We start from the raw sequence: 14,710 nt of genomic DNA, 5'->3' as shown, positions 1-14,710 counted from the left end.
TGCCCAAAACAAAGTTCAACACCATTAAGTTCAATTTTTTTCAACTAAGATCTACTGCAGACACAGCGCAAAACTTAATCTTCGTGACAATAACTGGAAAACAGGTAATCGGATAAAGGACAAAGAAGGTAAAAAGCAACCTGCCATAAGGCAGATAGAGCAGCAATGCTTTACCCCTTGCTGATGACATTGCTCGGGCAACTTTGTTTATTTAGCAACAGCCATAAATAGTCAGCTCTCACTGTATCGGCTTGTTAGGTCAATATTACTATTTAGTTACATTGCTAACCAAGATTTAATAACCCCTCAATCTCGCGAGTATCAAAAGCACCCATTCCAAATGGGTGCTTATCCTAAACAATGAACGAAAACAGCCATGTTGCTTGGTATGGCTGGGGGATTAATATGACTACTTTACACGCAAGATATAAAACCTGGCTGATTAGAGTCAGTAGCTTAGCGCTGATGCTTGTTAGCCTGGGTACAAAAGCAAATAGTGACTGGATCATTGGCTCTGGGATCTATGATATTACCGGACCGGCCGCCGATCGGGGCATGGTAGGGTATGGCGATGTTGGGCAAACCACCAAAGGGATACATACACGCCTTTGGTCTCGTGCATTTGTAATTGGCAAACCAAATTCCAACCAGCTTGTCACCTTTGTCAGTGCAGATCTGCAAAGCATCACCCAGGGTGTGCATCAGGGGGTGCTCAAAAAAATCGCTAGCGACCCGCTAATTGCGCCATTTTTTAACCAGAAAAATGTAATGCTCAGCGCAACGCATGTTCACGTCGGGCCTGGTGGTTATGATCACAATATTATGCTTAATATGAGTGCATTGGGTTATGACGAAGATAATTACAACACCATAGTCAATGGTATCTACCTGTCCATTCGTAACGCCTATCTGAGCAGAGGCTTAGGCAGTATTCACATCAATCAGGGGCAATTATCCGGCGCGGCAGTTAACCGCAACCTTACCGCCTACAACCAAAACCCAGATGCCGACGAATACGACACTCAGGTTAATGAAACCATGACCTTGCTAAAGCTGGTGAAAAGCAATGGCCAGGAGATTGGGATGATCAACTGGTTTGGCGTGCATAATGTGTCAAGCAACCAGAGTCAGCGCCTTATAACCGGAGACAACAAAGGCGTTGCCGCTCAGTTATTTGAAAAGCAAAAAGGGGCTAACTGGCCACTGTCGGGTCAGTTTGTTGCCGCCTTTGCGAACAGTGAAGAAGGCGATGTTTCGCCCAATGTATGCGGTCCTGAAAATGGTTGTGCGGGTAGCAATGAAGCCAATGTTGCGCTATCGGCAAACAAGCAATATAACAAAGCGCTGAGCCTTTATAACAATGCAACAAACACGCTCAATGGTGCACTAGACGTACGCTTTCAGTACGTAAAATTGCCCGGCCTGAATATCTCAGGGCACTACACGGGCAATGGAGCGCAGTCTTTGTGTGAAGGTGCGATTGGCTTTTCGATGACTGCGGGTGCGACCTATGATGGCCCTTCTGGCCAGTCGGGTGTATTTGAAGGTATGACACAGGATAACGAAGGAACCAGCTGGGATCGCAGTACGGTGATTGGTGCTGTGGGTGGTGCGTTTAAATTCATCAATGATTTTGCAGGCCTGCTCGGGTTTGATAAAAACGTGTTGGGCAGCAAAACCCACGAGGTATGTCAGTACCCTAAACCCACCTTTTTACCCACTCAGCTGGGCGCCGGCGCACACCTGTATACAGATACCTTACCTTTCCAGCTCTTTCAGATTGGTGAAATGGCACTTGTGGGGATCCCGGGTGAGATGACAACCATGGCGGCACGTCGCCTGCGCAGCGATTTACAAACAGCGCTTGCTCCTCGTGGCATCACCACTGTGACTTTTGCCGGGCTGGCTAATGCCTACGGCGGGTACATCACAACCAAAGAGGAATATCAGATCCAGTATTACGAAGGAGCGCACACCTTGTTTGGTCAGTACAGTCTGGCGGCATATCGGCAGATCTTTAGCGGACTTGCCAATGCTTTGGTAAACGGCGATGCCCTTGACTCAGGTCCGAGCCCGCTGGACTGGTCCAATAAACAAAAAGTCTATGCCATTGGTGTAGTGTACGATGATAAACGCCTGTGGGAGTCTTTCGGGCAAACCTGGAATGATGCCAACAGCAGTTACGTGCGTGGTAATACGGTTAAGGTGAAGTTTCGCTCCGGCCACCCTCAGAATAACTTTAAAACCATGTCGAGCTTTATGGAGGTGCAGCGATATGAAAACGGTGGCTGGTCAACGGTTTTAACTGACAACGATCTAAGCACTAAGTTCACCTGGGCTCGCGATACCGCAGCGGATTGTATGGCCTGCTCGTTCGCGCAGCTGGAATGGACTATCAATCCGGCCATGCCCACAGGTACCTATCGCATTAAACACAATGGCCACTGGAAAAGCGGCTGGGGTGGTAAGATACGAAGTTACTCTGGTCATAGCCGCTCCTTTACAGTGAACTAATTCCGTTTATTTTCCGGCCATGTTTTACATGGCCTTTTTCATGCACCAACTTTTACTACACTCAACAGCTTCTGCCGCCATAACGACCTAGCGTCACGCTGCCCCCTCCTCGATTGACACCGCGATATCATGACAACATCGGATATACAAAATTTCTTATTCCCTCTATCATCGCTTTAAAAACTTGAATATTTACTCTACCTGGAAAAGCCTGACGCAGAGTAGTCACATCTCAGAGCTTGCTCCGGGTGAATAAAAGCCATTATGACAACACATATCACTCAGACTGCAAAAAGCACAGAAGCTTTCATCAGCACTCTTTATCGTGAAGCCGCACGCATACCGCCGGATGAGTATCGTGTGTGGGCTTTGGAACAATTATCCAGGATCATCGACTTTGATGCGGCATTTTGGGGCAGTGGCAACAGCGCAGATATTCACTTTCATTATGTTTGCCATATTGGTTTGGATGAACATTATGCCCATCAGCTGCAAAAAACCCTGCCCATCAACCCTATCAAAGACGCCGTGATCAACAACCTCGGCAAACCGGTGAATATGCAGGACGTGATTGCTGATAATGACTTTTACCAGTCTCCGTTATATCAGCAATTGTTTCAGCCTTATGGTATTGAACGTATCCTGGCTGCCGGACATTTTGATCAGGACAATGGCCTGTATTCGCTGCTCAGTTTATACCGCTTTGACAGAGCACAGATATTTACCGAGTACGAACGCCAATTACAGGAGCGACTTGTGTTTCATCTGGTCAATGCCGCCTCACATGCCTTTTTTCTGCACTTACATGCAGGCAATGTGCTCCACACCAAGGAACACGCCGCATCTGCGATATGCGACTTAAATGGATGTTTTCACGAGGTCCAGCCCCGTTTTGTCACTTTACTCAACGAGTATTTTCCCAATCGCTCAGGCGTTACCCTGCCCTTTGCTATTGGCAAAGATAACTCTACAGTGCAGATCAATAACCTGGCAGTCTCTTTTAAAGCACAGGGTGAGCTAATGACAGTGACGCTGAGAATACCGGGCCCCTTAGATTTGTTAAGCCAGCGCGAAGCACAAATTGTGAAATGGGTATGCAAAGGCCTGACCTTTAAAGAAGTAGCCAGACAACTGGATGTTGCTCCGTCAACCGTTTCTAATCACTTATACCGTATTTACGACAAGATCGGGATCAACAGCCGCAGTGAGCTTGCACAACTGGTTGATAGTCAGCGCACTAGGTGAAGTGAATCGGGTCCAGGGCTGAGCGACATCGACGCTAGCCGCTGGATATAAGTACACAGAGCACTTATAACACTTTTTTAATACGCCCGGTTAGAGAGCCGAGTGGCGTTAAGCAGATCCCGGGTCGCAAGCACCCGGGATGACAAGTGTGGCGTATCAGTTAGAGCACTGGCTTTGCAAGCTCAAACCCACATTTGTACTGCGCCTCTCTATCCAAACTGCCACAATGTGATAGTTGAGCGGTTACCTTTGAAAAATCTTTAACGACAGGCTGACCGGTGGTGCTGCGATGACAACTCTCTGCGCGGTAAGCTGAATATGCCACTTTAGGCAGCGCTTCATAAGAATATATATCCGCAACCACCTCGAGCATCTGCTCACCCAATAGCCGCTGTGCAGACATACTCTTTGGATAACCTGCTAATACGTCTTTTGATGGTAAGGGAGCCAGCATTTGTTGTTTGGTTTTCCCCTGGCTTTTGTATGAGAATGCAGAATCTACGATTTGGATCAACTGCATACATACTAACGATGACTGCCTGTTTTCAGCTTGTGCAGCGCCTTGCATTGAAATCACAAGTAAGATGATTGCCAAAAAGTACTTCATTTTTTCCTTTTATAATTGTTCACTAACAAGTGCAGACCAATTATTGTTCAATTGAGCCTTAGTCACGTATACATGAGTTTAAAGCAATGCCGCCTGCCCAACCACAATAGCATGTCGCTGAGCCAGACGTAAATGGTCTTTGTCGTAGCCGCCGCCGATCACAGTTGCAACCGGTACGCCAGCTTGCTGACAGGTTTTAAGCACCAGGGCATCGCGCTGTTCCAAACCGCGCCAGCTGATATCCAGCTTGCCCAGACCGTCGTGCTCCCAGATATCCACACCGGCATCATACAATACCAGATCCGGATTTACGTCTTCGAGCAGGCCTTTCAAAGTGTCTTCTACAATATGCAGGTATTCTGCATCTTTTAGGTTGTTCACCAACCCAATATCGAGATCACTGCTGTGCTTTCGAAACGGGAAATTTTTTTCACAATGGATAGAGCAGGTAAACACATAAGGATTATGCTTTAACATAGCTGCTGTGCCATCACCCTGATGAACGTCGAGATCAAAGATCAGTACATTGTCGACCTTACCCTGCTCAATCAGAGTTGTAGAAGTAAATGCCAGGTCGTTCACCATGCAGTAACCCGAGCCAAAATCATAGTGTGCGTGGTGAGTCCCGCCAGCAAGGTGACAGGCCACACCATGTTGTAAAGCCAGTTCAGCCGTTTTGAGTGTGCCCAGCGGTGCCGTAAACGTCCTTGCCATCAACTGCTCAGACCAGGGCAGGCCAATACGCCGCATGGCCTTCCCACAGAGTTGATTGCGCCAAAGGTCCCACAGGTAGGTGTCACAGTGCACCGTTTCCAGCGGCTCTGGCGAGCCCAGTTGAGGCTGATGCAGGTTGTCGCCAATCAAACCCATGGCCCTGACCTGCTGATACAAGTTTGCAAACTTGCTCATCACAAAGCGGTGGTTTGGATCAAAACTAAACGAGTAATTGGGATGGTAAACCAAAGGTAAGCGAGTATTGAGTGACTGACGGTTTATATACATATCCGGAACAATACAGAACAGGGATAGAGAGAGTGTATCGCATCTTTCCACCCGATGGTTAGTGTGGCACCATGGTTGTCCCTTAACTTTGCGTACTTGTGTTTTATGGAACTGAACTTTGCTGACTTTTCGCCCACCCAGATCTACCACCTGATGACTCAAACAGTGATCCCAAGGCCGATAGCCTGGGTGCTAACCGAGTCCGGCGCTCAAAACTATAACCTGGCGCCCTTTTCTTATTTTACGGCAGTGTCCAGTGCGCCGCCTTTGTTGATGTTTTCGGCCGGAAAAAAGCCCACTGGTGAAATTAAAGATACAGTCAAAAACATCAAAGCAACACGCCGTTGTGTGATCCACATTGCCTCAGAGCATGACGCTGAGTTAGTGACTCAGACTGCCGCAACCTTGCCCCATGGCGAATCAGAAGTCACTGCAAACAACATAGCGCTTGCTGAATTTAACGGTTTTTCAATGCCACGGGTCGCCCACTGCGATATTGCCTACGGTTGTGAACTGTATGAAGTACAGGAGATCGGCGATACACCGCAAAATCTGGTGTTTGTGAAGATAGTCAGCTTGTACCTGAGCGATAAAATCACCGAGCTGGATCACAAACAACGCCTTAAGGTTTTGGCAGATAAAGCCGCCCCTCTGACACGTCTGGGTGGTGGAGAGTACTCAGGGATCACCGCACCATTTGCGAAAGTCAGACCTAAATAATGAATGCTCACAGCGATTGCCCCGAAGCAATCGCTGTGTTGTGCTTCAATAGATTTCTTCCGGTTTTTTTAAACTTCGAATTCTTCTTTATTACCCACAACTATTCTGATGATTATCCCTCGCAATTTACTATAAAAATAGTCGTAAAAATCAGTACGAGACACACCATATATCGAGATAATGGTAAAAAACATCACTGAGACAAACTGTAAAACGTTATCCAGTGTGTCATTTTTCTCAATCTCAAAGTGGGCCATTAAGTATTGGGTCACGTCCAAGTTAATGACAAAGCTATAGTACACGAGTAAAAAAGCGATTAAAAATACGCTATTGGTTAGTACTCGACTTATCTTACCGCAACGTGCTTCGATGCGTGCCAAGTTCATCTCCATATATGAAATTTTAACTCGCCCCTCTTCTACTTTTTTATTGAGCGATTCTGTCAGATAAACATTGTCACTTTCGAGTGATTGTTTCTCACGCTCATATTTGGATTCCATATCACTTAACTGCGACTCCAGCGCTTTTTTCTGTTCTTCATTATCCTCGATGATTGAATTGATGTAGCTTCCTTGTTTGGTAATAATTTCTTTTGCAATACACTCAGCGCCATCTTTACTGGGTGTCGAAGCATACTCGCTTAAAGAAATCAGCTTTTCAGTATAATTATAGAGCTTAACCTGAGCACCTTCTTGCTCAGTTAATTTACCCTCGCCTATTAATTCGCCAATGTGCTTCTGAAACTGGCTTTTTACTTCTTTACTGATAGAGAGGTTACTCATCGCATGAGCCACGATTTGATTCTTCGGTAACTTGTCGAGCGATGTGGGTAACTTAGTCCAAAGGCGCGTCGCAAAGACCACATCTGTCATACAGTGCTGAACTCTGTTTGACTCACCTTCATCTCTGTAGTGATTTTTAAAGAATAAGGTAGCAGTATCCGCAAGCGCTTTGTTTGGAGTAATAAAGATTGCATTACATTTCTCAAGATAGCGTTTTGCCTCTCCTCTTCTTAGTCTGTAAATTGCGCATATAGAATTAACATCGGCGATCCGGGCCTCATCAGACTCCTGATTTAATCGATTGCCCACCATATTGTCCAGATTGGACTCATTAATCGAATTTTCCAGCTCGACTGTCGGGGCATCTTTGATGTCAAACCCCAGCTTTTTAAGCTTGTCATCCAGGTCGATGACATATTCAAGCAACTCTCCTGCGCTAATTCCTCTTTGAAACGCATGATTTGCCAAGTCACCATCAACCTGTCTGCCCTCAACCAACCCAGACGCAACCCGATTAATAATTTTCTTAATCTCTCTGACCGTGTGGCTGAAAATACAAATTTTCGCGTCTAGTGATTTGCACAGGTTAATAAGCTCGTTTGTACTTTTTTCCATTTCATCATTTACATAACCCAATACGCGCAACACCAGCTTAGTATCAAAATATACCTCAACACCTTTCATCTTTGACTGGAAGGTTACAATGGCAGATTCCATGTCTTCACTAGATTTATGCTTGTCATACTCAGTTATTTCAGTAATCGCCCGTAATAATGCATCCCCCAGCGCGACATCCGTGAGATCCTTGATGAAGGTTTTGCCATGCGCCTGGTCGTTAATTGCTATCGCGATAATTCTATTTATTTCCGAGTCACGATTACTGATGTTTGAGGCGGGAGCCTTGCCACCAAGAAAGCTAATAGCTGACTTATCCAACCATTCTTCAAGCACTTCTTCTACTTCAAACTTAAACTTGGAGTACTCTTCGATCACATCAAATAGAATCGCTTTTATCCGCTTAATCTGCTCCTTTGACTCACGTTCCATGTTTAATACATCTTCAATGCCTTTCTCACTTTTGGTCCGCTCATAAATAAAAGTCGTCTTATTTAAGGAAATAAGATCAGTGTTTGCAGAGATATTTTTAAATGTATAGCGGATAACGTTGAGCGGAATTTCAACGCCAAAGTACTTTTTTATCGCAGTCTGAACTTTAGCTTGTTCGAATTGACCATGTTTAAGGTCCAGTAAAGCCCTTTTCACCAAAGGCTCGACTGCATCGATAGGGTTTTTAAGGCCTCGTCCAAAGGCTGCTTTGAGAAATGCGTATGCCAGAACAGATGAACTCATTGATAACACCATTTTTATTCTATTTAAGATTTAAAAGCGCAAAAAAGAAGAAAAAGTTACAACAAAATGAAAATAATAGTATCACAACATTAATTATTTGAAACAGAACTGAATAGAACCATGAGGTAATATGAAACTGAGACTAAAAAGCGCCAGCGAGCAAAGCTCTACCGCCACAGCAAGCATCGAGATGGCAGCCAGTACACCTGTTCGGCTAACTTCTCGATGAGTGTTTATGTATACTAGCCGCTTTTAGTTCAGCAGAAGAATAATAAGATGATTGGAATAGGCGAAGGTGCAGCCATCAGTGCTGCGTTTGTTTGGGCGTTTTCAACCCTGTTGTACAAGCGGTTTAGTCACCATCTGAGTCCATTCGAGTTAAATGTCAGTAAAGGGGTGATTGCATCTGCACTGATGGCACTATGCCTGTTCATTGCACAAGACACTCTGTACCCAGCGCAATCATCAAGCTGGGCCTGGCTGATTGCCAGTGGCATATTGGGTATCGCCATCGGTGACAGTGCCTACTTTGCAGCTCTCAGAAATATTGGCCCGGCACGCACCTTGGTGATTGAAAGCCTGGCTCCCGCTATTGCCGGCATTCTGAATATCCTGGTTCTGGGCGTTTACCTTGGACCTGTCGCCTGGCTTGGCATCGCTGTGACCACCTTTGGTGTTATTCTGGCTATAAAACCCAATAAAGCCCAACCGCTCCCGGACAAAACCCATTATCTGCTGGGCGTAACTTTTGCGTTGACGGCAGCAACTTGTCAGGCCGCAGGTATGGTGCTTTCGAAAGGCGCATTAATCAACGAAGACATCAGTAGCTTGTGGGCCGCATTGATCCGTCTGGCATCCGGCACCTTATTTGTTGCTTGCCTGGTTGCCTGCCTGAAATCTCATAGCCTTAATAAAGCACTGACATTAAAGCAAATATCAGGAAAGCGCTGGTTGTTTATAGCGGTTTTCTTCGGCACCTTTATCGGGTTGTGGTTGCAACTTGTATCCGTGAACAACACGGACCCGGCAATCGCACAAACCATTTTTGCAACTGCCCCACTCATGGTGATGACCCTTAGTTTAATCAGAAAAGAAGCCGTTACCAAAGCCATGTTATGCGGCGGCGCAATTGCACTATTTGGCGTGTTTTTGCTGTTGCAGGGGTGAGACTGCGTAGCACGTACAGATCTCCTCTGTCGGGTTAACGGAGAAGCTGGGACAAAGTACTTGAACAATATCCTTTGTACCAGCTGATATTTCTGACTTATCTAGATTTGCGATGCCAGGTGCACTTTGTAAGCTTTTACCCACTCCTTTTCGACAAACCAGTCATCACCGTTTTCTTCGATCTGCCGGATGATTTCATGTGGTGTTAGCGTATCAGCCCATTTAAAAACATACTCTGCGGTGTTTATCATCGCCTTTTTCAGCAACTCTCTGGCCTCTTCTTCAGTAACGATATCGGCACCACGCTCAGTGATCCAGCCACGAAGTAACCCCTTTGGCATTTCCCATTGTTTTTTAATAAAAAACCCTTGTTTTATAGGCTCCGCTTCAATAAGTCCACCATAGTACAGAGGGAAATAGGCAGATGTTTCTCCACGACTATTGTGCGCATTGGTATACTGCCACTGTTTATACTCAGGAAGTTGCATGGGATTTATCTGCACCGGACCATAGTGATCAGCATGCTGCATCGGCTGCATCGCCTGAAAATCCGATCGCTTAACATAATTATAGAAAACCACCGTCAGATATTTAAGAAAAATGTTTTGGGAATGAGATATATTGGCTAACTCAAAGGCCAACATGTACTTGTCATTAGCGAAGTACCAGCCGCCATTATTGAACTTGAACCCGAGCGGTAATTAATACTCACTGCCCAGTTCTTTTGAAAGACTATAAAATTCATTGGCTTTCACTTTGATATATCCTTATTCAAACATGCATAATTTAGCTAAGTCGCGGACATAATAGCGTAACAAACAGCGTGATAAAACATGAGGCCCAATAGTTACAGGAGCAAAAACGAAATCAGAAAGCGGTTGCACGTCATTGAGCCAAGCCAATACGACTTAACTCCTCGATGTAAAGACTCCAAATCGAGGGCCCCTCACAACCCACTCAGAGTAAACCTCATAGCAGTCGCATACGTATAGTGCTCAAGTTGTATAATTAATGGAAATGAGACATGGCTAAGAATGTACTGGGTGGTGAACTAAAGTCTTGCTGCACCGATCACAGAGGACTTTTTAACCTTTACTAAGTCCAGAGGCAACGACTTAAGCACGCCCTACCCAGCCTATAATTTTCCAGGCTTAAAACCGGGCGATGGTTGGTGTTTATGTGCGCTGAGATGGAGAGAAGCCTGTGAAGCCGGGGTGGCACCACCTGTCAATCTAGAAGCAACACACGAAAATGCCTTGGAGCTTATTTCGCTTGAGGTACTTCAGGCGCATCAAAGCTAGTTCACCTGCACATTAACTAGAAGAAACTTAATGTACAGATGACGCATATTAAAACCAAAAGCCCCGCAATATTGAACTTGCAGGGCATTCTAAAATACTGCTACTCAGCCAAGTCTGGCGTAAAACAGGGTGAGTCTAATTTAACTGTCAATTACTTCTAAGACCTTCACTTTGCACCAGTTTGATTTATCACCTCTGTCAACGTACGAAATATTGACCTTTTTCTTGCCCATTAATGCGGCCAATGCCGACCCATGCACTAATGAACTGTTGGTCCATAACTCACAGGTCACTTCCGGGTTTTCGGGATTAGGCCCGATCCTGCCACTACCATTAATGTGCATCCAGACACTCACAGAGTCATCGTTTGTTTCATATACTTTCAATGACGTCACCGTGGCATTTGACACAAGCCGTTCTGCCGAGAGCACATCGCAGGAAATCAGTAAAAACAGCATAAAAAATACTTTTTTCATCATATCTATCTCTTTTATCAATCTATCAATTAGAATACTATAAGTGTTCCAAAGTCCTAGAGCTGATTTTCAGCTTGAAACTTTATATTCTGCTCTCTTTTGAACCAAGTTGCTGTTCTTGAAACCATTAATCCCACTTGGTTTTTCGCCACGCTAGCTAATGGCTAAACGCGCTATTGTATATTAAACAAATATTTTTTCAAAATCTTATCCAACTCGTCGGTCTTAAACGGCTTTCCAAGGTGATCGTTCATACCAATGCTCAGATATTTATCCACCTCGCTTTGCATTACATTGGCAGTTAACGCAATAATCTTAAGCGCTTCCTCACTGTAAGTTTCTCGCACAATGCGAGTGGCCTCCATACCATCCATTACCGGCATCTGAATGTCCATAAAGACCAGGTCGAACGCGCCATCACATGCCTTGATTTCATCAACGGCTTGCTGACCATTTTGTGCAATCACAATCTCTACATTGAACCGGTCAAGTAGTTTAGTAGCCACAATGCGATTGATATCATTATCCTCTACCAGCAGCACACGGAATGTGTGGGTCTGTGTAATACCTGCGGTGTCGCCTGATAGCCTGGATGCCATCTGCTCTTGTGTTGCCACGTCCTCGTTGGAGCTATCTGTAATAAACAGGCTGATCAGATCTCTTTTTAACAAGGGTTTATACAATATAGGGTAATCAACTTTAGGCGTTATACTTTGTTCTGTGTGAGCCGTGTAAATCACCACTTTGGCGGGCAGTATCGCAAGAGCCTCAAGTCGCTCCAATAATTCATTGGCTTCACAGTCAGGTAGCACCCAGTCAAGCAGTAACATATCAAATGTTTCGGCCAACAGCTGCGCTTCGGCTTCCATCCCTGTGTGGGCACGCGCAACCGTCAGCCCAACTGAAGTCGCAATATTAACACTGACTTCCATATATACTGGATCGTCTTCCACGATGAGTATTGAGCCGTCCAGCATGATTTTTTCATTTGTTTCCGTTGCCTGAGGAGCGTGATCCAGTGTTGCCATCGGCAAGCGGACCATAAACGTTGAACCAACACCTACTTTGCTGGTAACGCGTATTTCACCTTGCATCAGCTCAGCAAGTAATTTACATATCGTCAACCCCAGTCCGGTTCCTCCATAGCGCCGCGTGGTCGAGGATTCGGCCTGTGTAAAACGCTCAAACAACAGCGCGATTTTGTCCTCTTCTATGCCAATGCCCGTGTCGCTCACCGAAATTTCAAGCCAGTCACTGGCTGCATCTTTAGGGTGCCTGTGTACGGCTAACGTAATGGTGCCCTCGTCAGTGAATTTTGCGGCGTTAGAAGCAAAGTTAAGCATAATCTGATTAATTCTAACCGGATCGCCGACATACCATTCATTGAGGTTTGGGTCGATATCGAAAATTAACTTCACCCCCTTAGTATTGGCGATGGGCGTGATCAGCGACCGCAAATTATCCAGCAGCTCCTCAAACTGGAAGGGAATTTGTTCAATATTGAGTTTTTTGGACTCAATTTTCGAAAAATCCAGAATATCATTAATGATGGTGGTTAGCGCATTTGCCGAAAACCTCACTTTTTCCAGGTAATTCCTTTGTACGCTGGTCAACTCGGTGGACAGAAGAATATCCGTCAGCCCCATAATGCCATTCATCGGTGTTCTAATCTCATGAGACATATTTGAGAGAAATAAAGACTTGGTTTGGGCTGCCTGATTAGCTTGTTCATTGGCACGCTTTAAACCACTCATAAGCCTTAATAAAACGATTAAAATCAGTGTAAATACCAGTAACAGAAACCAAAATACGGACTGTGTCATCTGCCAGTAAACGCTATCTACCTGGTTGTTGAGGTGCTGTGTTTCCCGCAAAATAGCGGTTGATAAACTGCTGTTTTGAATTGGCACTAACAAATTTGAGGCCATCAGCGCATTTTCCAATATAAACTCTATATGCAAACGCATAACCCTGAAGGTACGTCCTTCCTGCTCAAGCTGGGTGAGTGTAACCATAGACTGCGCAAGTTGCTGACGGACCTGTTCAATAACCCTATGCGAGTTTGTCACCTGCAGATTAGACACCAGTGCCGCACTTTTGCTGACAATGAGCTGTGCCTGTGGTGAAAACGTATCGCTTTCCAATTCTTGTTTTGCAATGTAACGGTATGATGTTTTGAGCATAGAAGCGAGCTGCATGTATGTGCCAATGGCATCATGAAAGCGCGATATAGCTTTGTTCATCTCATCACTCAGCAGCTGCCGTGATACTAACTCATTATAAACACTTTCAAACTCAAGCTGCTTCTGCGCATGCTTGTCAAAGTGATAAATATTGCTGTCCATGGCTGACAGGGTCTCAAGCGATAACTCAGTTGTGGCTCTGTTGAGCCGCTCTTTCAATGCCAGTGTAGCCTTTACGTCCCGTAGTTGATGGTATTGGTCAATTGCGTTTGAACCGAGCCACCAAATCAGCAATAGGGTTATCCCTTCAAGTATGTATTTCACTCTTTCAATGACCTCGGTAGTTCCCCTGAAAATGCATGCAGCAAGGCTTCCAGATCAGCGATGTCCTCCTCGCTGAGTTCCAAACCCAGCTGCCCTCGTGCCATCAGCCTTATTGCATCCGACAAATTAGCCACTGAACCATTGTGAAAATAAGGCTGGGTATTGGCGACGTTACGTAGACTTGGGACTTTGAATACAAACTTGTCCTGCTCGTTACGGGTTAACTGATAACGACCAAAGTCATTCAATAATTCATTGGGCATACGTTCCAGGCGACCCATTTTCTGATAGATATTGCCGCCAATATTGCGACCCTGATGGCAGGTCACACACCCCAGCTCAACAAATTTACGATAGCCACGCTGTTGTTGTGCCGTTAAAGCGTTCATGTCTCCAAGCAAGTAGGCATCAATGGGGGTATTTTCAGATACCAGTGACATTTGGAATGCAACAATAGCTTTAGTGATATTTTCGGGTGTGATCCCTTCATCTGACACCGCACTGAAACTGCTGACAAAGTGCGGCTGCTGCTGAAGTTTTGCAATGACCTGAGACCAGTTACTGGCCATCTCCAACGGGTTATGAATAGGTAAAGGCAACTGACTGGTCAGGTCGACACTTCGCCCATCCCAAAACTGCCTGAAGTTAAACACTGCGTTGATCACGCTCGGGGCATTACGGCTGCCCAATTGCTGATTTATCCCAACGGAAACCGGAAAACCATCGTCTCCTCCGTTGTACAAATCATGGCAAGATGCGCATGAGGTTGTATTGTCCGCTGAAAGTAACGGGCTTTTAAACAGTGCTTTACCAAGCTGAACCCAGCCAACATCATACTGTTCAATACGTGGCAGAGGCTGAATCGCGGCATCGACCCATTGCGTAGAATAAGTGACCAACTCAATGCTGCTGTTCACCGCGGTCTCACGGCTACGACTGCCATCGTATAAATAAAATTGTACCGCAAGGCTCAAAAACACAGCCGCCAGACCACCGAATACAATCACCACATAGTTGGTACTCATACAGTTCACATCCC

The 14,710-nt window shown here is 45.4% G+C and carries 12 protein-coding genes; 5 read left to right on the top strand and 7 right to left on the bottom strand.

The annotated features are described in order from the left end of the window. The first annotated feature begins 405 nt into the window (after positions 1–405). Both NH568_RS11070 and NH568_RS11065 read left to right on the top strand, forming a co-directional pair. The gene (locus NH568_RS11070) at positions 406–2,514 is read left to right on the top strand and encodes a neutral/alkaline non-lysosomal ceramidase N-terminal domain-containing protein (protein ID WP_253047166.1); all 2,109 of its coding nucleotides are present in this window, start codon (positions 406–408) and stop codon (positions 2,512–2,514) included. Between the two features lie 264 nt (positions 2,515–2,778). Then, a complete protein-coding gene (locus NH568_RS11065) occupies positions 2,779–3,759 on the top strand; it encodes a helix-turn-helix transcriptional regulator (RefSeq protein ID WP_253047163.1) in 981 nt (326 codons plus the stop codon). 160 nt (positions 3,760–3,919) lie between these two features. On the opposite strand, the gene NH568_RS11060 is transcribed toward NH568_RS11065, so the two are convergent. Next, complete coding sequence (locus NH568_RS11060; RefSeq protein ID WP_253047160.1) at positions 3,920–4,366, bottom strand: hypothetical protein; 447 nt, start codon at positions 4,364–4,366, stop codon at positions 3,920–3,922. A 78-nt stretch (positions 4,367–4,444) separates the two neighbouring features. Beyond that, positions 4,445–5,368 (bottom strand): histone deacetylase, encoded by a 924-nt coding sequence (locus NH568_RS11055; RefSeq protein WP_253047157.1) that lies wholly within the window; start codon positions 5,366–5,368, stop codon positions 4,445–4,447. A 105-nt stretch (positions 5,369–5,473) separates the two neighbouring features. Here NH568_RS11055 and NH568_RS11050 point away from each other — a divergent pair, with 105 nt between their 5' ends. After that, positions 5,474–6,088, top strand: coding sequence for a flavin reductase family protein (locus NH568_RS11050; protein ID WP_253047154.1), 615 nt, complete (start codon positions 5,474–5,476; stop codon positions 6,086–6,088). Between the two features lie 68 nt (positions 6,089–6,156). Here NH568_RS11050 and NH568_RS11045 read toward each other — a convergent pair whose 3' ends face one another. After that, the gene (locus NH568_RS11045) at positions 6,157–8,220 is read right to left on the bottom strand and encodes a hypothetical protein (RefSeq protein ID WP_253047151.1); all 2,064 of its coding nucleotides are present in this window, start codon (positions 8,218–8,220) and stop codon (positions 6,157–6,159) included. A gap of 276 nt (positions 8,221–8,496) precedes the next feature. Here NH568_RS11045 and NH568_RS11040 point away from each other — a divergent pair, with 276 nt between their 5' ends. Beyond that, a complete protein-coding gene (locus NH568_RS11040; RefSeq protein ID WP_253047148.1) occupies positions 8,497–9,387 on the top strand; it encodes a DMT family transporter in 891 nt (296 codons plus the stop codon). Positions 9,388–9,488: 101 nt separating this feature from the next. On the opposite strand, the gene NH568_RS11035 is transcribed toward NH568_RS11040, so the two are convergent. Continuing rightward, positions 9,489–9,917, bottom strand: a complete 429-nt coding sequence (locus NH568_RS11035) for a hypothetical protein (RefSeq protein ID WP_253047145.1) — start codon at positions 9,915–9,917, stop codon at positions 9,489–9,491. Between the two features lie 540 nt (positions 9,918–10,457). On the opposite strand from NH568_RS11035, the gene NH568_RS11030 reads away from it, so the two are divergent. Continuing rightward, positions 10,458–10,688, top strand: coding sequence for a DUF2237 domain-containing protein (locus NH568_RS11030; RefSeq protein ID WP_253047555.1), 231 nt, complete (start codon positions 10,458–10,460; stop codon positions 10,686–10,688). A gap of 140 nt (positions 10,689–10,828) precedes the next feature. On the opposite strand, the gene NH568_RS11025 is transcribed toward NH568_RS11030, so the two are convergent. The 3 genes from NH568_RS11025 to NH568_RS11015 all read right to left on the bottom strand — a co-directional run bounded on the left by NH568_RS11025 (position 10,829) and on the right by NH568_RS11015 (position 14,696). Continuing rightward, the gene (locus NH568_RS11025) at positions 10,829–11,167 is read right to left on the bottom strand and encodes a hypothetical protein (protein ID WP_253047142.1); all 339 of its coding nucleotides are present in this window, start codon (positions 11,165–11,167) and stop codon (positions 10,829–10,831) included. 170 nt (positions 11,168–11,337) lie between these two features. Then, complete coding sequence (locus tag NH568_RS11020; protein ID WP_253047139.1) at positions 11,338–13,641, bottom strand: response regulator; 2,304 nt, start codon at positions 13,639–13,641, stop codon at positions 11,338–11,340. Positions 13,642–13,667: 26 nt separating this feature from the next. Further along, positions 13,668–14,696: a cytochrome c peroxidase gene (locus NH568_RS11015; RefSeq protein ID WP_253047136.1), complete on the bottom strand. Its 1,029-nt coding sequence runs from the start codon at positions 14,694–14,696 to the stop codon at positions 13,668–13,670. Positions 14,697–14,710 lie beyond the last annotated feature (14 nt).

It is taken from the genome of Pseudoalteromonas sp. XMcav2-N (assembly GCF_024124545.1).
Lineage (GTDB): Bacteria > Pseudomonadota > Gammaproteobacteria > Enterobacterales > Alteromonadaceae > Pseudoalteromonas.
Note: the sequence above shows the minus strand (reverse complement) of the source record. Positions and strands in the feature narration are given on the sequence as shown.